At 42.9% G+C, this 23,252-nt stretch carries 17 protein-coding genes and 1 pseudogene; 8 read left to right on the top strand and 10 right to left on the bottom strand.

The genetic code is table 11. The annotated features are described in order from the left end of the window. Window positions 1-151 precede the first annotated feature (151 nt). The 5 genes from V7K56_RS36775 to V7K56_RS36795 all read left to right on the top strand — a co-directional run bounded on the left by V7K56_RS36775 (window position 152) and on the right by V7K56_RS36795 (window position 3,221). Window positions 152-403, top strand: a complete 252-nt coding sequence (locus V7K56_RS36775) for a hypothetical protein (protein WP_334919101.1) — start codon at window positions 152-154, stop codon at window positions 401-403. A 2-nt stretch (window positions 404-405) separates the two neighbouring features. Further along, window positions 406-813 carry a type II toxin-antitoxin system VapC family toxin gene (locus V7K56_RS36780; protein ID WP_334919103.1) on the top strand — a complete coding sequence of 136 codons (408 nt, stop codon included), beginning with the start codon at window positions 406-408 and terminating at the stop codon, window positions 811-813. A 393-nt stretch (window positions 814-1,206) separates the two neighbouring features. Next, window positions 1,207-2,175: a sodium-dependent bicarbonate transport family permease gene (locus V7K56_RS36785; RefSeq protein WP_334919105.1), complete on the top strand. Its 969-nt coding sequence runs from the start codon at window positions 1,207-1,209 to the stop codon at window positions 2,173-2,175. A 4-nt stretch (window positions 2,176-2,179) separates the two neighbouring features. After that, the gene (locus V7K56_RS36790) at window positions 2,180-2,491 is read left to right on the top strand and encodes a P-II family nitrogen regulator (protein WP_334919107.1); all 312 of its coding nucleotides are present in this window, start codon (window positions 2,180-2,182) and stop codon (window positions 2,489-2,491) included. A gap of 28 nt (window positions 2,492-2,519) precedes the next feature. After that, window positions 2,520-3,221 (top strand): carbonic anhydrase, encoded by a 702-nt coding sequence (locus V7K56_RS36795; RefSeq protein WP_334919109.1) that lies wholly within the window; start codon window positions 2,520-2,522, stop codon window positions 3,219-3,221. A gap of 178 nt (window positions 3,222-3,399) precedes the next feature. Here V7K56_RS36795 and V7K56_RS36800 read toward each other — a convergent pair whose 3' ends face one another. Next, entirely contained in the window at window positions 3,400-5,124 is a 1,725-nt protein-coding gene (locus V7K56_RS36800) for a sensor histidine kinase (protein WP_334919111.1), read from the bottom strand. A 1,115-nt stretch (window positions 5,125-6,239) separates the two neighbouring features. Here V7K56_RS36800 and V7K56_RS36805 point away from each other — a divergent pair. Further along, window positions 6,240-6,677, top strand: coding sequence for a CAAD domain-containing protein (locus tag V7K56_RS36805; protein WP_334919113.1), 438 nt, complete (start codon window positions 6,240-6,242; stop codon window positions 6,675-6,677). Window positions 6,678-6,872: 195 nt separating this feature from the next. On the opposite strand, the gene V7K56_RS36810 is transcribed toward V7K56_RS36805, so the two are convergent. After that, entirely contained in the window at window positions 6,873-8,045 is a 1,173-nt protein-coding gene (locus V7K56_RS36810; protein ID WP_334919115.1) for an S-layer homology domain-containing protein, read from the bottom strand. Between the two features lie 110 nt (window positions 8,046-8,155). Beyond that, window positions 8,156-8,941: a Uma2 family endonuclease gene (locus V7K56_RS36815; RefSeq protein WP_334919116.1), complete on the bottom strand. Its 786-nt coding sequence runs from the start codon at window positions 8,939-8,941 to the stop codon at window positions 8,156-8,158. 261 nt (window positions 8,942-9,202) lie between these two features. On the opposite strand from V7K56_RS36815, the gene V7K56_RS36820 reads away from it, so the two are divergent. Further along, on the top strand, window positions 9,203-10,561 hold the full coding sequence (locus V7K56_RS36820; RefSeq protein WP_334919118.1) for a sensor histidine kinase: 1,359 nt from the start codon (window positions 9,203-9,205) through the stop codon (window positions 10,559-10,561). Between the two features lie 37 nt (window positions 10,562-10,598). On the opposite strand, the gene V7K56_RS36825 is transcribed toward V7K56_RS36820, so the two are convergent. The 6 genes and pseudogenes from V7K56_RS36825 to V7K56_RS36850 form a co-directional block, all read right to left on the bottom strand. Next, on the bottom strand, window positions 10,599-11,675 hold the full coding sequence (locus tag V7K56_RS36825) for a sensor histidine kinase (protein ID WP_334919120.1): 1,077 nt from the start codon (window positions 11,673-11,675) through the stop codon (window positions 10,599-10,601). A 7-nt stretch (window positions 11,676-11,682) separates the two neighbouring features. Further along, window positions 11,683-12,840 carry an FIST signal transduction protein gene (locus V7K56_RS36830; RefSeq protein WP_334919122.1) on the bottom strand — a complete coding sequence of 386 codons (1,158 nt, stop codon included), beginning with the start codon at window positions 12,838-12,840 and terminating at the stop codon, window positions 11,683-11,685. A gap of 637 nt (window positions 12,841-13,477) precedes the next feature. Then, the gene (locus V7K56_RS36835) at window positions 13,478-17,314 is read right to left on the bottom strand and encodes a PAS domain-containing protein (RefSeq protein WP_334919124.1); all 3,837 of its coding nucleotides are present in this window, start codon (window positions 17,312-17,314) and stop codon (window positions 13,478-13,480) included. Between the two features lie 13 nt (window positions 17,315-17,327). After that, window positions 17,328-17,561 (bottom strand): helix-turn-helix domain-containing protein, encoded by a 234-nt coding sequence (locus V7K56_RS36840; protein ID WP_334919126.1) that lies wholly within the window; start codon window positions 17,559-17,561, stop codon window positions 17,328-17,330. A gap of 562 nt (window positions 17,562-18,123) precedes the next feature. Then, window positions 18,124-18,282 (bottom strand): annotated as a pseudogene (locus V7K56_RS36845) (IS5/IS1182 family transposase); the annotation flags it as partial. 70 nt (window positions 18,283-18,352) lie between these two features. Beyond that, the gene (locus V7K56_RS36850) at window positions 18,353-19,849 is read right to left on the bottom strand and encodes a glycosyl hydrolase family 57 (RefSeq protein ID WP_334919128.1); all 1,497 of its coding nucleotides are present in this window, start codon (window positions 19,847-19,849) and stop codon (window positions 18,353-18,355) included. 365 nt (window positions 19,850-20,214) lie between these two features. Here V7K56_RS36850 and V7K56_RS36855 point away from each other — a divergent pair, with 365 nt between their 5' ends. Further along, complete coding sequence (locus V7K56_RS36855) at window positions 20,215-21,453, top strand: ScyD/ScyE family protein (protein ID WP_334919130.1); 1,239 nt, start codon at window positions 20,215-20,217, stop codon at window positions 21,451-21,453. A gap of 31 nt (window positions 21,454-21,484) precedes the next feature. Here V7K56_RS36855 and V7K56_RS36860 read toward each other — a convergent pair whose 3' ends face one another. Continuing rightward, complete coding sequence (locus V7K56_RS36860) at window positions 21,485-22,306, bottom strand: SDR family NAD(P)-dependent oxidoreductase (RefSeq protein WP_334919132.1); 822 nt, start codon at window positions 22,304-22,306, stop codon at window positions 21,485-21,487. Between the last annotated feature and the right edge of the window lie 946 nt (window positions 22,307-23,252).

Raw genomic sequence — 23,252 nt, forward strand, 5'->3', positions numbered from 1 at the left:
GGCTACGCCTACGCCTGGCGTCACATCAATAGAGAGTTGCTATTGCCCAGGTTACAATATCCTAACGAAAGTTGGTCAACAAAGATTGTGTGGCAATATTCTTAACCAGAATGGTACTCTATCATGATTTATGTAGAAGCAAGAAAAAGCTATGCTGTCAGTCAAAGGCACATTCCAAAACGGTGTGGTTCATCCTAACGAACCAATTGAAGGGCATGAGGGACAGTCAGTTATAATCGTGTTTGTCGAAGAAAACCCTACACTTGGGCCAGCAACGCCAGAAGACTCAGATTGGGATAAACTGAGGCAGTTGATCAAAAACTGTGCAGTTGATACAGATATTGACGACTTGGCATACCAGCATGACCATTATCTCTATGGAATGCCAAAGCGAGAATCATAACTTTGACGAAAGTTTTTGTAGACACAGCTGCCTGGATTGCCCTTCTTAATATTAGGGATAATCTTCATCACCAGGCAAGTGAGGTAATGGATAGACTTCTGCGCTTAGAAATACCCTTGGTGACAACAGAGTTTATACTATTGGAGGTTGCAGATGCTCTGTGTACACCAGTCAGCCGTGTTCAGACAGTTGCTTTCATCAACAGTTTGCGACTTTTAAAAAGTGTGCAAATCATCCCTTTTGGTCAAAAATTGTTGGATGAAGGTTGGATGTTATATAGCCAGCGTCCTGATAAAGATTGGGGGTTAACTGACTGTATTAGCTTTGCGGTGATGACACAGGAGGGGATTACTCAAGCTTTTACATCTGACCGTCATTTTCAGCAAGCGGGATTTACAAAACTGTTATAAATATAAATCAAAAAATACTAGGATTTAAGCAAGGTTTGTGTATAGGCAATTCATGTAGACGCAAAACGGCTTCCCGCAAGGTATTGTCCCTACAATACGTTAATTTTTCATACGCTACATAGGTTGATCGTCAGTTCTTCTGACACTTTCTGTCGTAAGATCAGCGACGGGGAATCCAACATCAAAAAATGTTGGGCAAGCTCTCACTTTTTCTGTTCTCAGCGTTGTTTAACACCTAACCAATAAGTATTGTCACCAATAGGACTATTCACTCCTTGCGTACCCAATTGACATAGGGTAGCAATACACGATACATCATGATTCAACCGTTAAATTTTTAAAGATGAAAAATTTCTTTAATTTCAGGTTTAACCAATACAAGGAGGGGTGGATATGGATTTTAGCTTAATTGTATCCAACATTTTAAATCCGCCAGTCTTGTTTTTCTTTTTAGGCATGAGTGCTGTTTTTGTCAAGTCCGATCTAGAAATTCCCGCACCAGTGCCCAAACTCTTTTCGTTGTATCTGCTGCTTGCGATTGGTTTTAAAGGAGGGGTAGAACTAATCAAAAGCGGTGTAAATCAGGAAGTAGTTCTCACACTCGCGGCAGCGATGATGATGGCTTGTGTTGTTCCAATTTACACCTTTTTTATCCTGAAGTTGAAATTGGATACTTACGATGCGGCGGCGATCGCAGCCACCTACGGTTCTATCAGTGCCGTTACCTTCATCACGGCTAGCGCTTTTTTGACTGAGCTTGGCATTACTTTTGATGGTTACATGGTAGCAGCCCTTGCCCTGATGGAATCTCCAGCGATTATAGTTGGTCTAATTTTGGTGAATATATTCACCAACGATGGAAAGCGAGAGTTTTCGTGGCCGGAAGTTTTGCAAGAAGCATTTCTTAATAGTTCAGTTTTTCTATTAGTCGGTAGTCTATTGATAGGTGTCTTGACAGGAGAACACGGTTGGCATGTATTAGAACCCTTTACTCAAGGGTTATTTTATGGCGTTCTCACTTTCTTCTTACTAGACATGGGATTGGTGGCTGCTAGAAGAATTAAAGACTTGCAAAAAACCGGAGTTTTCCTGATTTTATTTGCCATACTAATTCCAATACTCAATGCAGGCGTTGGGTTAGCGATCGCCAAATTCATCGGTATGCCTCGCGGAGATTCACTGTTGTTCGCTGTATTGTGTGCCAGTGCTTCTTACATTGCTGTCCCAGCAGCGATGCGAATGACTGTACCAGAAGCAAATCCCAGCCTGTATGTTTCCACCGCTTTAGCAGTGACATTTCCATTCAATATTATTGTGGGAATTCCGTTATATCTCTACGGAATTAACCTATTTTGGAGCTAAGAATATGCACGTAGTTAAAAAGATAGAAATTATCGCCAACTCCTTTGAGCTTGCCAAAATTTTAGAGAAATTAGACAAGTCGGGTGTACATAACCATGCCATAATCCGAAATGTTGCTGGTAAAGGATTACGAGGAACGACAGAAGATTTAGACATGACCATGCTTGATAATGTTTACATCCTCGCGTTTTGTATGCCAGAACAACTCAAGCCTGTTGTCGAAAATATCAAACCACTCCTTAATAAGTTCGGAGGTACTTGCTACGTTTCCGATGTGATGGAGATTCGCTCTGTCAGATGTGTCGCGTCGATGTAGGAGAGTGATAAATTCAATGAAGCATTTCATGGAACGTCGTGACTTTTTGAAGTTAGGAATGACCGGGGCATTTGGGATGATGTTATCTGCCAGCGATTTACTCTGGCGGGTTGAACAGGCGAAAGCTGCCGAAATACCCTCAACTTCTCCTGAATCCCTCAGTCCCGATGCAGCCTTACAAAAGCTGATAGAGGGAAATCAGCGATTTATTCAGCATCATCCTCAATACCCCGATCAATCTGCACTGCGGTTGCAGGAAGTTGCTCAAGCTCAACATCCATTTGCAACTATTCTTAGTTGTGCGGATTCACGAGTACCCGCAGAAATTGTTTTTGATCAAGGCATTGGGGACATTTTTGATGTTCGGATTGCCGGAAATATTGCTACACATGAAGCGATCGGCAGTATTGAATATGCAGTTGTCTTGTTAGGTTCTCCGCTATTGATGGTGATGGGTCATGAGCGTTGCGGGGCTGTAACCGCTGCTGTCCAAAACCAATCGTTACTTGGTGATATTAGTACTTTTGTTAAGGCAATTAAGCCAGCCGTAACAAAGGTCAAGGATCAGTCGGGTGATGCAGTTGAAAACGCTGTGGTGGCAAATGTGCAATATCAAATTGAACGGTTGAAGCACTCAAAGCTTTTAACTGAGCAGGTGGAGTCCGGCAAATTGAAAATTGTCGGAGGTCGTTACGACTTGGATACAGGGAGGGTGACTATTATTACTTAATTCGGCAAAGGATTCCCAAATGAGGAGGAGCAGGGGAGTCGGAAGACAAGGGAGACAAGGGGACAAGGGGAATTATTGAACAAATCTCTCCCAAGTCTCCCCCCTCTTCCTTGTCTACCTTGTCTCTTCTTCATGCCCTGTTTAGCCCATGCCCAATGCCCAATGCCCAATGCCCAATTCAATCCTGCACAGTCATTGGCAGACGAATAGTGAAAGTAGAGCCAATACCTGGCTGACTTTTGACAATAATTTCACCACCCATCATCTGGCAAAAGTGGCGGCTAATTGCTAATCCCAGTCCCGTACCTCCATACTTTTTCGTAGTTGAGGTATCACCTTGTGTAAAAGGTTGAAATAACTGCTGTTGTTGATGGTTAGACATACCAATACCTGTGTCGGTAACGGTGAAAATAATGCTGCCCAAAGGAGCCTCCAGTCGGAATTCATCCTTTTCTCTGTTGACTGTCAGCGTCACCTTGCCGTTTGTAGTAAATTTACTGGCGTTGCTGAGTAAGTTTAACAACACCTGCCGCATCCTAGTTTGATCGGCATACATGGTGCCAAGTTGCTCATCAAAATTCACTTCTAAAACATTGGCATTTTTTTCTATAGCTGGTTTGACTGTGAGGACAACGTTATGAATCAGCGTTGCAATCTCGAATGTCTCAGGATACAAGGTCATTTTCCCCGCTTCAATTTTTGACAAGTCGAGGATTTCGTTAATCAAGTGCAGTAGATGCTTACCAGCAGCGTTAATCGTTTCTAAATCTGTGATAAAATCTACTGATAAACCAAGATCAGTAGCGTCGTCTTCTAGTAGTTGGCTTAAGCCAATGACAGCATTTAATGGTGTGCGTAATTCGTGGCTGACATTGGCCAAAAATACGCTTTTTGCTTTGCTAGCAGCTTCGGCTAATTCTTTAGCTTGTTGTAGTTCTTTGGTTCGCTCAGATACTCGCTCAATTAGACGATTTAAAGATTTGGCGAGTAGGCCAATTTCATCTTCAGTGGTGACGGGTGCTCGCAAGTCGAAATTATGTTTCCTGGCAACTTGTTCAGCTACTTGGGTTACAGTGATAACTGGTTCAGCGATCGCCCGACTGGTACGCCAAGCGACAATAGCTGCGATCGCTACCGAAACCAGCATACTCACGATCACGATGAATCGCTCAACTATTCTCGCCTGCTCAACGGCTTTTTGCCTTTCTTGCTCTTGCTCTTGTGCAGTTTGCAGAATGTTAGTCAAGCTTTGAGAAAGCTGGTCTAGCTGCATGGCTGTTTCACCACGCATTATTGTTAATAACTGCGATCGGGCAGAGGAAATCTTCTGAGGTTGTACTTTTGGGGAATCAATTTTCTGTAATACGACTTCTATTTGGTCAACGTAGGCTTTTAAATTAGTCTTATAATCCAGCAATAAGGTCTGTAAAGTCGAACTTGTTGCTGCTAATCTTTTAGGTTTACTATCGATAAATCCGCCAATATTTGACTCTAGTTGCTTGGCTTTTTCAACATTCTTCAAAAAATCAGCTTTTTTACTTTGCAGTTGTTGTGAATTTTCTAATACAGCAACTAGGTTAGAACTATGTAATTGCGCCCCTACTACTGCATCTTTATAATTACTCAGTAGTTGTCCTTGTTCATAAGCTTGATTGAATTGTCTAACTTCCCTTCCCCGATAGTAATTAGCAATCACTAACCCAGTCAGTGAGCCAAAAAAGCCAATTCCGATAGCTACAAAGTACCCATAGCCAATTTTTTGATGGATACGCCAAGAACTAGCTTTGAGTTTTCCTCGTGAAGGAAATTCTATAGTTGGGAGTTCGTCTGTCGATGGCTCTTCAGCTAACACTTTTTTGCTTTCTGAACTGCTGTAGATAGGGGTTGGCTTTTGAGTTGGCATTTCTCAAACCTCCTTGCCTTCCCGCAAAAATAATCAAAATTAGTCTAGATTGTCAAAATACCTTAATTTAGTCATTAACATCTACATTATCTTCTTTTATCGCCAGAGCAAATCATTGCTTGCTAGATAATTAGCATCACCTTAAATTATATAAGTAAATTTTACAACATTTTTACTAAGTATAATTACTAACTTTGATAGAAATTCACTTTTTTTAGGAGCAACGATATAGTTTTCTGCACTAAAGACCCGCCTGAGAGCGTCTTCTCCTTACCACACTACTTTCTTCAATATGCGGTTGATAGCAAGCAATAAGTTCTTGCGATCGCCTACGCCACTACTCTACCTTACTGCTTCTCTATAAAATTAATACAATCAGGAAAAAAACAAAAGGTTAGATACTTGTTGGGGATGGAGTATGGGGCATTGGGCATTGGGCATTGGGCATTGGGCATTGGGCATTGGGTATGAAGAAGAGACAAGGTAGACAAGGAAGAGGGGGAGACTTGGGAGAGATTTGTTCAATAATTTCCCTTTGTCTCCCTTGTTTCCTTATCGCCTTGTCCCCTTGTCCCCTTGTCCCCTTGTCTGCCTACTACCTCATCCCAGGCGTATATATCATAAAATAGGTTAAAAGTCTAGTCCATCTTAACACACAAAAATTTTTATTACGTATTAAAATCAATACGAATGCCTTAATTGACGAACGCGGCTTAAGATAGCTTTAATATCAGATAAAATCGGCTTCTAGGCTTATATAAATTAGAGGTAGACTGATTTTTGCATGATTTGTACTTAATATTTAGTACGATTATGAGCAAATGACATGGAATGGGATAATCACAACCTGAGGATTCCAGTTGATTCCAAAAATAGAACTCAGGAAGTTGATTATAATACATCTGCTGCCTTCTGAGTTTTATCCTCCTACTGACTGTCTACCTTGTAGTTGATGCAGTAGATAGTACGGGTCAATTATGGTTATAGGACACTAAAACCCTTTTGTGCCCTTCACCTAATTGAACTGATGCACAAGTGCATTAACTAATCAACAACCTTTTGGTTGTAATTATCCAAATTAGAAAAACTCAACTGTCAAATTCATAGGAGTGAAAATGCCAGAACAAGAATTTACCGAAACCGCATCCAAAGATACTACAGTGGCAGAGATCAACACTCAGACGGGAACCATCACCAAACTTCAGCCTCCTGCACAGTCTCAAGACGAATGGCTAAAATACGGAGAGCAAATTTCTACCTTTTTAGCAACATTGCCAGAATATCTGGGAAGCTTCTTTAATCAATATAAGCAACCCCTGGTAACAATTGGTTTAATTGTAGGATCAATTGTTGGAGTTAAAGTACTCTTGGCAATATTAGATGCTTTGAATGATATCCCGTTGGTAGCACCTACTTTTGAGTTGATCGGTATTGGTTACTCTGCCTGGTTTGTTTACCGCTATTTACTCAAAGCCTCAACCAGGAAAGAGTTAACTAGTGAAATCACCACTCTTAAATCACAAGTTGTCGGTAAACAAATTCCAGAAGCTTAGTATCTAATTATCGCTTCTCTACCAGACGCTACGTGTAGCTTGCTCTGTGTAGAAGTATGCTGTAATTCCTAATTACCGAAGTCTGAACGCCGAAAGTCGGCGTTCAGACTTCTCTCAAAATTCCCTACGAAGTTGATTAACACTTCGTATAGAACTCGCTCCTTCTAAATCCTTGGTTGAATTACGAATTGATAATTATTGTTGAGACGAACCTCTGGTGGGCAATTTAACTTTTGGGTTCGGTTTTGGAGTCTGCAAAAATTCTGAAGATATTTTGGGCGATGCCTGCGGCAGGCTACGCCTACGCACTATATTAGGAGATGTAATTGCCTCCAATTTGCCCCGTTTTACTAAAGCTTGATGAATCATTGCTGCCACTTGTGCCCGACTAGCTACTTTGTTGGGATCGAGGATTTGGGGATTTGGATAGTTAACTACCAGACCATTGGTTGTAGCAGCAGCGATTTTGCCAGTAGCATAAGGTGGAATATCTTTAGCATCTTTATAGACACTGATAATCTGATTTGGGGAAGTGGGTGCTTTCAAATTCAACCCACTGACAAGGGCAACTAAAACTTGCACTCGTGAAATATTTTGTTGTGGTTTGAAGGTTTTTTTCGGGTAGCCTTTGAGAAATCCGGCACTGATGGCTTGGTCAATTGCTGGAGTTGCCCAGAATTTTGTTGGTACATCTTGAAATGCGATCGCAGTCTTAGACGGTTCTTGCTCAAAGGCTTTTTGCAGGATAGCAGCAAATTCAGCACGGTTTACAGGCTGATTTGGTCTAAAAGAGTAATCAGGAAACCCTTTGAGAATCCCACGGGCAGAAAGAACGTCTATAAAACGCCGACTCCAAAAATTATTCGGCACATCATTAAATGCAATTGGCGGCGGAATGATTGATTTTGGTTTTGCCGGAGTTACTAAAGGCAACGCTGATGATTTAACTGATGACTCAAGTTCTGTGGGAGAGGATACAGATGTTTGTGGTTGTGGGGATTGAGTTGGGATTATCAGAATAGATGGTAATATTGCGCGGTAAGGAGTTGCGCTGTTAGTTGGGAATGAACGTGTTGTGGGTTCAACAATAGCTTCAGGTGGAGAAGACGGCAAAACGTTGTTGGGGACTGCATAAGGTTTTACCTTGGCAGCAGGAGAGGGCAATACTTGATTTGGTTGAACACTAGGAGACGGAGTGGAGGAAGGCAACAGTAGCCCGTTTAAGTTCCAACTAGAATCCCTACGAGACAATGACCAAAAAAGAATCGCTCCGATAGTGGCGAAGGCAACCAGAATGGCTATAAATTCATCAAAGCCAAGGGCAGTTTTTTGAGATGACTCCGGTTCGGAAGGAGGTCTATTTGTCATCGTGATTACCCTGATAGCAGTAAAAATTTGTGTCTAAACAAATTAAGCCACAGATGACTCTTTTACACCAGCCTTTTTTTAATTGATAATTAGTAATTCGTAGTACGGTATTAGGTTTCTGGTTCAACGCCGAGCGATCGCAATTGGGCAGCTAAGCGATCGGCTCTTTGAGATTCCTGTTCAGCCCTTTGGGATTCCTGTTCAGCTCTTTGGGATTCCTGTTCAGCTCTTTGAGATTCCTGTTCGGCTCTTTCATCGCCATTCAACAACAAATTACCTTGTAAATCCCACCAACGCAGCCAGGGTAATTCCACATTCTGATATTCTCCCTGCCATAAACCTAATTCAACACCCAAAGCAACTATAGGATAATGTCCTCGTTCATTTACTGGTAAAATTTGATACCGCCCTTCAATCAGATGATAAACTTCTAGGCTGGCTTTACTCGCTTCATAAATGCCGTAAAAGGGAGGACGAATAACTTGCTCATAAATCCAAAATTTACCCTTCAAAGGAGTTTTATCCCGTTCTTCACTACCGTCCCCAGAGACAAATTCTAAGACAATCAACGGGGCAATAAATTCTCGCCACAACACATAAGAACGTCGCGTTTGTCCATTGAGCAAAAACGGTACATTCGGTACATAAAACCAATCTGGTGCTTCTGCGCCTTTTTCAGGAGGATCGGTCAAGCGCCAGTAAATGCCTAAGTCTTGCCCTATACAGTATTCACCTTCAAGATTTAATTGCTTAAGGAAGAGTGTGATTGAGTCAGTTAGTAGAATGCTTTGGGGATGTTCTTGCCAATTTTTCACAAACGTACCATCGGACTCAGGAAGCTGGGTATGATCGGGAAAAGGAGTAAGAGCGTCGGGTGGATTGGTTACAGAGGTCATAACGCTACCTTTGCACTCTTGGTAAAGGTTATTTTTAGTTTAGCTTGCGTAGGCGTAGCCCGTCGTAGACATCGCTTTTTCAATATTCTCCACCCAGACCGGAAATCGCACGCCAATTACTTCCAGTCGCCTAAAAAAGATTTTTAGATTGATAGACCACTAGTTTTATTAGATACCTAAACTAAAACCGGATTTTAAGGGTGGCAGAATGTAAAATATTAACTTATTCTTTACCTGTCTTTGAAAAAATCAGGGTGTCTAGTGCCAGAAGAATTTAGTTGCCAAATCTCACCGCCATTTTTGTCTGAGGGTAGCGATCGCGATCTTAGTTTAGATTCAACCCTCCAAGAACTACCAATGTACAACTTCTCGGTGGAAATCAACCACACCGGGATGGAAGTGGCTAGTTTTTTGGAAAAATACCCCCTGCTACCAGGAGTAATTTTGGTAGAACAGGGACAGTTTATTGGAATGATTTCGCGGCGGCGACTACTGGAATTTTTGATTCGCCCATTCGGACAAGAGTTATTTGTTCAGCAACCATTAGCTGTTCTCTACAGCTATGTGCGGACACCGATGTTGCTTGTTAGCGATACAACATCGATTTTAACAACAATGCAACTTAGCTTAAAGCGATCGCCTGAATTATTGGCAGAACCAATTGTCGTACAAACGGAATCTGGTGCTTATAGATTATTAGATGTCCAAGAATTAAATATTATTTCTTGGCAAATTCGGGGGATCGACAATTTGATCCGCTATGAACGCAGTCAAGCCCAAATGATTCAAAATGATAAAATGGCAAATTTGGGACGTTTAGTGGACGGCGTAGCCCACGAAATTTTAGACCCAGTAGGTTTTATTTGGGGTAATATAATTTATGTTTCAAACTACAGTCAAGATTTACTCAAACTCATAGCGGCTTACGAGCAAGAGTTATCATCAGTTTCTCCGGCAATTAATCAGATTAAAGAAGAGATTGAATTTGATTTTTTAGAACAAGATTTGTCGCGATCGCTTGCTAGTATTCGCACGGGAGCGGAAAGATTAAAAAAACTCGTTACTAGCTTGCAAAATTTCTGTCATATTGATGAGCTTTATCCCAAGCCAGTAGACTTACACGCCTGTATAGATAGTATTATTTTACTAATTAATAGCCGTCTTCAAGGAGAAATTGAAATTGTCAAATACTACGGTCAATTACCTCCAGTGTATTGCTTTATGGGGCAATTAAACCAGGTTTTGATGAATATTTTAAGTGAAATTGTGGATACTTTACTCAATGAAGGAGTGCGACAGCAGCTACATTTAGAAGAGACAAATACTGTTCAAAAACCCCGAATTGAGATTACCACAGAAGTTATTTCGCAAGAAGCAAGCAGCCTAGATGCACCAGATTCTCGTTGGATATTAATTCGCATTGCTGACAATGGTTCGGGAATATCTCAAGAATTGCAACAGCAAATTATGGAGTCTTTTTCTCTGGAAGCAAAAAATGGTAAAAATACTAGTTTAGCAGTAAGTTACCGAATTATCACCGTCAGACATGGCGGAAAATTAAATTTCCATTCACAGATTGGTATAGGTACAAAATTTGAAATTTTATTACCTTTAGTTTGATTGATTCAGAATTCAGAATACGCATCATAACGTCGCGTTAGATTAGACAAATTTTCTGCTGGATAGGAATTTGAACCACAAACTCCGTTCCCTTTCCAGGTGTGGAAAAAAATTCTAACTTGCCACCATGTTTTTTGGTGATGATTTGATAGCTGATAGCCATTCCCATTCCTGTTCCCTTACCAACAGGTTTGGTTGTGAAAAAGGGATCGAAAATCTGTTTTTGAATCGATTCGGGAATCCCAGAACCATTGTCTGCGATCGCAATTTTTATCCATTCTGAATCAACGACAGAGGTACGAATCGTGATCCAACTGGGATTATCTCGGATTTCTTGATCAGTTCGTTTGGTATTGAGTTCTTCAAGGGCATCGAGAGCATTTACTATAATATTCATAAATACCTGGTTTAGCTGTCCGGCGTAGCATTCTACATTGGATAAATTACCGTAGTCTCTGATAATCTGAATCTTTGGACTTTTGTCAGTGGCTTTGATGCGGTGCTGCAAAATCATCAAAGTATTGTCGATGCCTTCATGAATATCTACTGCTTTGAACTCACTTTCATCTAGGCGCGAGAAGTTACGTAGTGAAAGCACAATATCTCGGATACGCTCCGTCCCAATATTCATTGAGTCCAATACCATAATCGCATCTTTTTTTAGAAAGTCTAAATCGATGGTTTTGCTTTCGGTTTGAATTTCAGCAGGTGGGTTGGGGAAGTAACGGTGATAAAGCTCGACCAGTCGTAGTAAATCATGGGTATATTGCTTTATATGGCTGAGGTTTCCGTAAATAAAGCTAACAGGATTGTTGATTTCGTGAGCAATGCCTGCCACCATTTGACCCAAGGCAGACATCTTTTCGTTTTGAATCATTTGAGCTTGCATTTTATGCAAACTATCTAACGTATTTTCTAACTCTTGGCTTCTATGCTGCAAGTCTGTGCGAGAGTCTTCTAACTCACAAATGACTTTCTTCAATAAAAATTCCTTTGTGCTAATGTCAGTTTCTAGTTGGCGGCGTTCAGCTTCGCAGCGTTCCAGCTTTTTTTGCAAGATACGGTTTGTCTTTTCCAACTCTTGGATCTGTATGGAATCGTCTTGGTTATCCATACACTACTCATTTTGTCCCTATTAGTAGTGTGACAAATGTTTTATTGTGAAATTGCGTTTGACCTTTGCTCATCAAAGGAGCAATTTCACCGTAAGCGTAGAAACCACAGCAAGGTAATGCCTCTGATAAATGAGTTTTTACAAGCTGATACTCAAGTTTTGCCAGAGTTCCCAGAATTCGCCGCCGGGCTGCACAGGAAATAAGTAACGCTGCTGTTGGCTCCACACCGGGATAATCCGCAAGAGCATTCTTTAGGGATGCCTCAGAAGCTGACAGAATATTGTCACGAGTTGCATCGGTGATTTGTACAACTGCCTGTTCAGGAATATCAGAGAAGAAGGTAACGCTACCAGATTGTTGATCGTAACCATTGGGTGCCCGCATATAAAAATGGTTTTGATCCTCAAAAACCGCCAGAGCATGGATGGCATAGTTAGCCGCAAATCGTTCTTCACCAAGATAGTGCTGGTAAAAATCTAAGGCACGCTGTCCATCAATTTCATAGACTACGTTGCCATTAACTTTAGTTACACGGCTACGTTGACTGATAGGAGTCCAACCGCTGGCAACTCCGTGGGAAAATAATAGTTGTCCAGAGAACAGCAGCACTGGCACTGAATCACTTAAGACTTCACCCTGGAAGAATTGGTAGGTTTTATCAAAGGTATAATCATCGGCAGCCATTCCTCCAATGATCGGAACATCCTCTCCCAAACTTTGTTTTAAACCATCTAAAATCAAGACCCCATTGCTCGTCAGACTATCAGGAAAGGTGAGGCACAATTGTGGCAAGGAGACACTCTTTGCCTTTGCTTGGGCGATCGCTTCTTGGGCTGCAAGGGTTGGATTTTTGGATGCTCCTCGTCCAATACCTGCCCGAATTTCCATATCATCACTAGCAAACAGCATTAAAGTTAGAGAATCTTGCTGAAACTCCAGAATTGAGGAGATTTCTCCATTTGTAGTTCCACCAATCAACTCAATTGCGGGGAAAGCATCCTGGATGCGTTGCAAAATTAACGCATGGTCAAAGTCTATAGCAGTGAATAAAAGTCCAGCCTGAGGAATTGCTCCTGCAAGGGAACGGCTACATTCTTGAAGAACTTCAGCGATCGCATTTTGAGAATCAGGATCGTCACTATGACCAACAACAACTCGAAACACAACTACTTGCCACCTTCTCGTAAGTTTGAGTACTAGCGTGCTAATTCAATTCAGATATCAGCACCCATTAACTTACATTTAGACTTCCCACTTACTTGAACTAAATCACGATTCACCTGGTTGTTTATTTTTTGCTGTATCTAACGATACAAAACATATTTAACAAACTTGGGGAGCATTTTCTCCAAAATCAACTCCCTAGTACCGCAAGGCGGAAGTCAAAAGTCAAAAGTATTGTATTCCGGGCTTTCGCGTCATTTTGAATGGTATGTTTGTTTATGCCAAGCTGTACTAGTTTCCATCCCCTGTTCAATAGAACTCTTGCATAAATATTTTGTGGGATGATTGAGGGTTATCTTAATTTCCATTTTGGGACATTAAAATAGTAAGAGGTTGTCATTGTGTTTTAGCAAGTATTATCTAGCGATAAGCCTACGGCATGGCTTCGCTTACCGCCAACTAAAAAGATGGCACTAAACATTCTTTCAGTTATTGATTAATATCTGAAATTATTGGATTAAATTGATTCTTTTATCAGATTTATGTTTGCAGTTCGCTACATCTATAAGGGTTAACCTGCAACCATCATCCACCTACATCTGTCGTGCCCAGGTTTGGTCAGGCAATACCTGCTGATTCATCCCCTTCCCGCTTGCTCGCGTCCACACAAAGTGGCGATCGCTTGCACTAAAGCTTCTGGGTCCACAGGTTTGGCTAAATGCTGTCGAAACCCAGTGTGCAAGGCTTGCTGCTGATCTGCTTCTGCGGCATAAGCGGTCAGCGCAATGGCTGGAATGCCCTGTGAACGTTGCCGCACCTGACGCATCAGCGCATATCCATCCAGTTCTGGCATCCCAATGTCGCTCACTAACGCATCAAATTCTAAGTGAGTCAGATGCTCTAATGCTGCAACTGCCGATGGAGCCGCCGTCACGATTGCACCTGCTTGCTCTAGGACAAACGCCGTTAAGTCGCGGGTATCGGTTTCATCGTCAACGACCAGCACTCGCACTTGCGAGAGTGGCAAGTCTAAAGGTCGCGGGGTCGCCAGCGGTTCAATTGGGGCAGGCGTGTTGCTGGTGTTTAGCAGCGGTAGCTGAACTGTGAAGGTTGCCCCTTGTCCTTCGCCTGCACTTGTCGCCCCAATCGTGCCGCCGTGCAGTTCCACAATTTGCCGAGCGATTGCCAATCCTAATCCCAAGCCACCAAATTTGCGGGTCGTGGTGCTATCTTCTTGCCTGAAGTGTTCAAACACATCAGGCAGAAAGTCAGGATGAATGCCTTTGCCGGTATCGGTGACTTGAATCTGAGCAGCGTTTGCGGTTTGGGTGAGTGTAATGGTAATCTGACCTTCTTTGGGCGTGAACTTCACAGCATTTGATAACAGATTCCACACGACCTGCTGCAACCGTCCGGCATCCCCGTTTACGGGTCGGGTTAGCGGTGCAAGGGTCGTCTGAATGTGCAGTGATTTGGCTTCCGCAGAGAGGCGCACCGTTTCTAATGCAGCCAGAATCACTTGATCCAGATTGACGGGCATGACATTCAAACTCAACTTGCCGCGCAAGACGCGAGAGAGGTCGAGCAAGTCTTCAATCAACTGCACCTGAAGTTTGGCGTTGCGCTCGATCGTTTCAATTGCCTGAGCAGTTTTGGCTGCGTCCAAGCTACCGTTACGCAGCAGTTGAGTCCAGCCGAGAATTGGGTTGAGGGGCGATCGCAACTCATGAGACAGCACAGCTAAAAATTCGTCTTTGATGTGGTTGGCGCGATCGGCTTCGACTCGTGCGGCTTGTTCCTGCTGCAAAAGCTGTTCGCGTTCGGCTGCATTTTGTCTTTCGGCGGTTTTGTCCTGCATAATTTTGACAAATCCTTGCGTCGTGCCCGCTTCGTCCTGTAATGGCATCATCAATCCACTGCCCCAAAAGCAGCTGCCGTCTTGCCGCAAATGCCAGCGTTCGTTTTCTGCTCGTCCTTGCGTTAGAGCCAACTGCATCTCGCGAGCGGCTTGTCCCTGTTCGTTGTCTTCTGGCGTAAAGACAATGCGACCGTTGCGACCGACAATTTCGACTTCTGAATAACCCAGGAGGCGTTCGGCACCCGCATTCCAACTGGTGACAACGCCATTCAAGTCGAGGGTGAAGATGGCATATTCTTTGGCACTTTCTACCATCAGGCGGAAGCGCGATTCGCTCTGGCGCAATGCCTGCTCAAATTGCCGTTGCTCAATCAAATCAGCGGCTTGACGGGCCAGCAAAGCCAGAAATCGGAGTTCGCGATCGCTGGGTCGGCGGTGAGTGCGCCAGTGGGTTGAAACCATGCCAATTACTCTGCCCGAACGAGTCATTAGCGGCGTGGACTGGGCTGAGAGATAGCCTGCCTCCACGTGCATTCGACATGAGCCGTCGGGGTCTTCGCTCTCTGGCACATCAAAATCGACAAAGGTGGGATTGCCATTTTGCAGCGTGATGCCGCAGGAGGTATGAGAACTGGCATTGACACGGTAGAAATGATTGGTCATCGTGCGATCAAAGCCCTGGGTCGCCAGCAGCAATAGCTCCTGGGTCGTCTGATCGAGCATCTGCACCGTGCCAGCATCGGCTCGTGTGAGGGCGATCGCGGTAGAGATAATCTCTTGATAAAGCACTTGAATGCTGTCTTCGCTGACGAGTCGTGCGCTCAGGTCACGCAGCAGTTGAGTATCTTTCAGGTCGGTTGCGATCGCAGCTTCGGCTTGTTTGCGATCGGTAATATCACGTGAGACCACTAACAATTCCTTCGGCTTGCCTGTGACATCCAAGATTGGCGTTACCGCAATGTCCCACCATTTAGGAGTCCCTTTCATCGTGGGGCAGTAGCCGCTAAATCGACCTGTTCCTCCTGCCACTGCCGTATGGACTGCCTCAGCCGCGTTCTCGCGCAGTGGCCCTTGCCAAAACTCAACCCACAACGCGCCAATTAAAGACGAGGAGTCTTCAATTTCTAGCAGGCATTGTCCTGGTTTATTGAGCGTCAGTAAATAGCCATTAAGGTCTAAGACTTTGATACAGTCTGAGATGCTCTCAACGATACTGCGATTAAAAGCTTCACTTTGACGCAAAGCCAGAGTCGCACGATCGCGCTCAAAGGCAATACTGGCAATTTGAGTGCCGAACTCAGCGAGCTGATATTCCCAGTTGGTTGGCATTCGCGCCTGGTCGAAACAAAGCATCAGCGATCCATAAGGCACAGCCTCAATGCCAACGACTGGCGTGGAATAACAGGACAGAATGCCGTGAGCCACACATAGCTCTCGCCATTCCTGTGACCAGCGATCGTCGTTGGCAATATCAATGCAGGTGATGGGTTGACCGCGATACACCGCTTCGCCGCAGGTGCCAATGCAGAAGTCATTAATCGGGGTATCTTGCAGTCCTTGCCCAAACGAGGGGGCAAGATCGGGGGTAATCGATCGAGAAAACGTTAAGCCCTGAGTATCTGTTAGCAGAAAGCAGGCGCACACACGAGAATTTAGCTTGAAGACTGAGGTACACACAGCCCTAAGACAGTCTTCTAACGGCGTACCCGCAGCAATTATTTCCAGCAGTTGTTTCTGCTCAACCAGCAGCAATTCTGTCTGCTTGCGATCGGTGATATCACTGGCAGCTCCCAGCCATTCAACGATTTCATTTTGGGCATCCAGCAGCGGAATCGCCCGAGAAAATGTCCAGCCGACTGTCCCATCTAATTTAATCACCCGGTGTTCTAATTCAAAGGTGCTCTTTGTCCGGATGGCTGACTCAATGGCGGACATTACCCGCGACTGCTCCTTTAAAGGAATGTACTGTTCTAGCCATGTCTGGCTGGAATGCTGGGTACTGGCAAGGAAATTCTTACCTTCGAGCAGACGCATCTCGCGCCAATCTGCGCTCATCTTGTACACCGTGTCTGAGCTAGCAATGGCGAATAGGCGAAATTGTTCTTCTGATGCTCGTAAGGCTGCTTCCATTTGCTGGCGTTCTGCTTCGGCACGCTGACGAGCCGTGATGTCTCGCGAAATGCACAACAACCGTTCTATTTGTCCGTCTGCTCCTCGGATGGGACTGACTTTGCTATCCCACCACTTCGGTTCGCCGTTCAGCATCGGACGATTGCCCTGGAACGTGCAAACTTCCCCTGCTCTGGCTTTGGCGATCGCATTGATGGCGGCTTGTTGGTCGGCTCCTTGCCAGAAATTCACCCAGGAGGTGTTGAGGAAAGACGTGATATCCTGGATGCCTAGCAAAGATTGCCCTTTGCGACTCATGAACAGAAGTCGCCCGTCTAAATCCAACACCTTGATGCAGTCATCGCTACTATCAAGGATTTCCAAGGCTAAATTGGGCAGTTGAGTTGGACAACTCGCTGCTTCTGCTGTGAATTGGACACCTGCTTCGGTCATGCTTTGAGACGAACCATTGCCTGAAGCAACACAGGGGTGGGAATTATGGCTCATCGCGTCTCCAGCCTCACTCACAAAAGTATTTAACCAGCAAATCTTTGCCCGTCTCACCCATCTGATGCAGCAAGTACTCTATTTGCTTCAATGCAATTGGCATAGGCTTTGTCCGCCCATTTTCCCAACGATTGATGCTTTGAAAGGAAACGCCCAGCTTCTCAGCAAACTTGACTTGCGAGAGTTCAAGCCGCTGTCGTGTTTCTCGCACCAACGCTGCTGGCTCTAACTGTTTTATTACAGCCATACGTACAACTACATTCAAGTATTTATTAAGATGTATCACCTGTTATAGTCTTTGTCTACCCATCAAAAGATGTAAAAGCATCATGGCAATTGGTTGAACAGTTTTACTCCCCACTTAGGCTCAGTAGCCAAGATTGCATAAAAGCACAAATGGCTAGGTTCTCAATGCATAAATTGGACAGTTTTGGGGCTATAAATCCCCTAACTAAATCACCGTAAGGGTTACGGCTTATTTGCAGTTAATGTGGTTTGAAAATTATGTTTGCAGTTTCATTTGCAAATAATGTGGTTTTGAGACCCCCTTTATTTGCAGGGCTGTTTCATTCCATCTTAAATAGGATTTGTCAAGATGGTTAGCGAAAAAAATTGTAAGTGAGGGTGACAAGGAAATGAACTTTTAAGCACTTAAACAACAGTAAAATTGTTCATTTTATCGGCACGCTGGTAACAAAGTAATCAATTTTTAATCGCTATAACCCTTGATTTGTAACGCTTTTTAGGGAATGAAACAGCCCTGCCTTTATTTGCAGTTAATGCAGTTTCAAAATCACCTTGTTTGCAGTTTGGTCTTCAATAATTAGTTTAAAACGGCGACGTGGTTTCTTCTTCTTTTGAGCATCAGCCTTCACTACATCAACCATTAACTCAAACGTTCGACGACTTACTTTGGTCATAGGCTTAAATTTCTTTGAAGTAAGCTGTTTGGCTCTCTCTATTTTCACTCCTAATCAAATTTACTCCTTGCAAATTACCCAACCCCCAATCATATCACAAAACACTTTTACAAGAGTTCTAATTCATCTGCAATAAATTTTCGCCACGTTGATAAATTTCCCGTGCATAGTCAGTCCAAGCACCTTGTCCCCAATAACGAAAACAACTAGTTTGCAGCAAAAGATTATATAGGAGAACGTTACGGTATTGAGATTGTCTAGTAATAGGTTCTGCTGAGTCAGTTTGCAGTAATGGATCAATCTTTTGATGGAATAAACTACTTAATTGATACATGGGAGACAACACATTTTCATATCCTTTTATCCAACTAATATGATTTGTCCACGAGGCTCCATCCATGTGAAAATTAGAGTTTGTTTGCTTTAATTCTTGAATGGCATTTTCTACAGCTTGTGGTTGAATATTATCTGGTGAAACTTGCTCCCAAATTTGATGTTGTCCCACTGGCTGACAAGTTGGATAATTTTCAGGTTTGCATCCAGCAGCTTCGATTAATTCTAAATATTCTGTACCACACATCCCAACTACACCTGATTTTCCTCCCCCATTATTTACCATATCCCACCAAGCTTGTTTAAACGCGCTAGGAAATTCATTCATCATTACGCCGCCATTTTCACCATCGCCAATTTGGCTAACTATTGGTGGTACAAACACATTGCCAATTTGTTGTTTAGATAATGTTTTCGCTTCATAATAAGGCTGCATCTGACCAACTAATTTCGTGTCGGAACCTTGGGTTTTAATTAAAGCTGTAATACTAATTGTTTCACCTTGAGAATTACGGGCAATCAGACGATGTGGTAAATGTTTATGAATCAGAGATTGACCAGTAAGAGTTTCTACAGAATGTTCTTGAACAAGTAACCAGCGATATCCAGATTCTTTCAGCGCTTTCACAAATTCAAAGAGAGTATCCGGGTGATTTGGTAGGTGCATTTCTGGGGGCGAAAATCCTTTAACTCGCGCTAGTGCTTCCCAGCCAAAAATTGCGGCAAAGTGATGTTGCCATGCAACTATCTGCAATTTAATATCTGCTATGGGTGTGGAAGGAATAACTGCATGACTCCACATTGTACCTAGCCACTCTACATAAGGTTGGTAGGTTGGATCACAAGTGATACGTTTAAGATTATCCAGAACATCACCGCGTCCCATTTGCCGCAGTCCCCACAGAAGATTACCAGAGTAATCCAACATCACACGCGGATTGCAACCTTGATTTACAAGTTCGGGGATCATGTCACCCATGCGGCTGTAACAATGGGCAAAAGGATCTGCATTGTGGTTATCCCCAACGTTTGGATGTTCAAACATATATTGCAGATTGCTGATCAGTGTACCGCCATTCCCAGCTGGTATAGTTGGCTGGTGCATGTGTAAAGCGATCGCAAACACAGCATTTACGTCTTCTAAGCGGATATTCGTTGTTGCTAAAAATACTGGTTGATTGTGGTTAACTACAGAGAGAACCTCTGTTTCCCAACCAGAAATATTCGGCAAGCCATCAATGATTTCGGGCAAAGGAGTCAGGGTTGTGGGGAAGGAAAGCATTTTTGATTGCTCCGAAACAAGGTATGTCTAATTATGCGATCCCACAGCAATTTCTGATCTACAACTTTATCTATTGATGCAAACTGCGATCGCCTTGTAGTCACACAATATCTGTGTAATTCAACATTTTGGATATCACATTTATATAGGTACGCAAAGAAAATATACACGTGACCTCTTTGATTTTACTGATATAGCCGTACATCTGTACGCCCCTACAGCCAATTCATTATGTTGCAAAAATTTTTGAAAATGGTATGATACAACTCGAAATTAAGAAATTAAAAACACAGTAAATATTAGGATTTATCAAGATAAAATTTTTTATTCTATCTTGACGCAAATTTAATTTCTGGAGATGTCTAATGAAACTAAAACAATTTGGAATTACATTTTTGAGTGTTTGTATTGCTACTTTTTCAGGAATAAAAGCAGCAGAAGCAGCATCATTTTCAGTAATTGCCGACAATCTTAATAGTCCACGGGGTCTAACTTTTGGCCCTGACGACAACCTCTACGTCACGGAAGCAGGAACAGGCGGAAATGGAGCTTGTGTTCCTTCACCGAGTGCCGCAGGTCAATCTTTATGTTATGGCACAACTGGTGCTGTGACAAAAATTGGAAATGGTACACAAGAGCGTATACTTACAGGGCTTCCTTCTTTGGCATTACCAGATGGTACTGATACTGCTGGGCCTCATGATATAAAATTTGATGCCAGTGGTAAGCCTTATATTGCAGTTGGGTATGCTTCTGATCCCACATTTCGAGCCACATTAGGTAACACTGACTTAGGAAAAATCATCACTGCTAATTTCAATACAAATTCCTGGACTAGTGTGGCTGATTTAGCTAATTATGAACTTGCAAATAATTCCGACGGAGGCGATCTAATTAGCAATCCCTTCTCTCTTCTTTTAGATGGAAATAAGATTGTTGCAGTTGATACTGGTGCTAATGAGTTACTCAGCGTAGGGACTGATGGAAGTAATTTAAAAGCGATCGCCACAATTCCCCGCCAGACATTAACTAATCCGATTCTTCCCTCTGGTGCATCGTCATCGCCATTAGAAATCCAAGCAGTACCCACAAATATTGCTAAAGGCCCAGATGGCGCTTATTATATTAGCCAATTAACTGGTTTTCCTTTTCCAGAAGGTAAAGCAAAAATCTACCGAGTTGGTGCTGATGATAAACCAACAGTTTATACCGATGGCTTTACCCAACTTACTGACTTAGCTTTTGATAGTAAGGGTAATTTATATGCTTTGCAATACGCTAATCAGTCACTCTGGAAAGGTAATCTAGATGGTTCTGTAATTAAAATAGCCAAGGATGGGACTCGCACAACTATTCTTAGTGGCAATGGATTAGAGTCTCCTACTGCTTTAACTATTGGTGCTGATGATGCTATTTACGTGACAAACCGAGGCGATGAGCCAGGGCAAGGACAAGTTATCAAAATTGAGAATTCCAAGTCTGTTCCTGAATCTACTTCTACTTTCAGCTTATTAGCATTTCTTGGCACTGCAAGCTTTACTTTTTTGCACAAGGGTAAAGCCAAAAAACTGAAGATTTCGGAGAAGTTTATTCAGGAGTGTTGAGTCAGCGATCGCCTTCGGCGTTTCCCCTTCTCTACGAGACACTACGCGAAGGGATAAGTTTATCAATAAACCGTAGTCTTTTTGGTGCTGGTGGTGTTGCTATTCGTAAAATTAGCTCTAACAACCAAGGAGCGAGCCGTTGACACAACATGGCTAAATGACTTTGCCATCCGACTAAAATTTCTGATGAATCATTTTGCATGCCGATGACGAGTGCTTTAGCCACTTGCTGGGGAGTCATGGGGATCACCCAGCGAAATAATTTTAAGTCGCGCACCATGTCTGTGTCTGTCAGGGAAGGCAATAATGCAATGACGCGGATATTATGTTCAGCTAATTCTTGGCGCAAGGCTTGGGTAAATCCTAAGATGGCAAACTTGGTTGCTGAGTATGTCGCCATCGTTGGTGCAGCCACTTTCCCCATCAGGCTCGATACATTGACAATTGTCCCTTGTCTTTGGCTGGCCATGCGTCGAGCAATCAAACTAGTGAGGTTGTACATTCCTAACAAGTTCACAGAGAGTTCTTCTTGAACTTGAGGCATTTTAGATTGCAAAAACGAACTTTGATATGCGACTCCCGCACAATTAACTAGCAGGTGAATCTGTCCGTAATTGCGCCATAGTTGGGCAACAGCGATATGTACTTCAATTGTCTGCGTTAAATCTAAGGCCACGATCGCAGCTTCTGTACCCATAGCCTCGATTTCGTTGGCTACCTCCACTAACTTGCGGCGATCGCGTGCTATCAATATCATCCGTTTGATGCCTTGTTGCGCTAGTTCCAGGGCGATCGCTCGTCCAATTCCACGCGAAGCCCCTGTAATTAGGGCAACTTTACCTTGAATCTCCATTAGTTTTATTCTCCAAAATTTAAGTCTTACCAAACTCTTCGTTATGCCGATACACACAAGCAAGGCTACTTGCTTGTCGGCACAACGTAAGACAAATAATCAATCGCAATTGAAATCAAACTGAAACTAAGCCTTTAGCAACGAGATATTTCTTGGTTAATCTGCAATCCCTCATAATTGTCTATACGAGGCAGAAATTTCTCATTCTTAACCCGTCAAAGCCTAACACACTTGGCTGAATGGGTATAGCTCATAGATTTTATTTCTCCTAGATCCGAGCGTTCATCAGCATCGCTGTACACACGTTAGCAATTAAATCAAGCTATTGCAATATTTTTTAATAAGTATTTCTTAATACTTCTTAACGACAAGTATATATATACAAAAGATTTTCTTAAATAAGTTTTTATGAATCCCTCAGTATAAATATCTCACTTTCCTGACAAATAGCCCTGTTTTAGGAAATTGTGATATCTAATTCATGGTTTAGAAACAAAAAAGACATATAGCATTTTAGCTGATGCTTGCAATCGCTATAGCCCTTGATTTGTAACGCTTTTTAGGGAATGAAACAGCCCTGCTTTCCAAGGGGGAAAAAAGAAATCTAGTTCCCTCCCCAATACATACGGGGAGGGTTAGGGTGGGGTAAAACCCTAGTTATTCAGCTATTTCAAACTTGTGTATACACTGTATCTTACGAAGGGGGGACTACAGGGGGATTAAAACGATCTCAAATTCTTACGAATGATTTAGGACTGCTATATAAGCAACAGATACCTCGAAGTCGTGTTAAGGTACTCCAAAATCGAGTTGAAGTACTTGAAAGTCGTGTTGAGGTACTCCGAAGTCGTGTTGAAGTACTTGAAAGTCGTGTTGAGGTACTCCGAAGTCGTGTTGAAGTACTTGAAAGTCGTGTTGAGGTACTCCGAAGTCGTGTTGAAGTACT

It is taken from the genome of Nostoc sp. (genome assembly GCF_036917535.1).
Lineage (GTDB): Bacteria > Cyanobacteriota > Cyanobacteriia > Cyanobacteriales > Nostocaceae > Nostoc.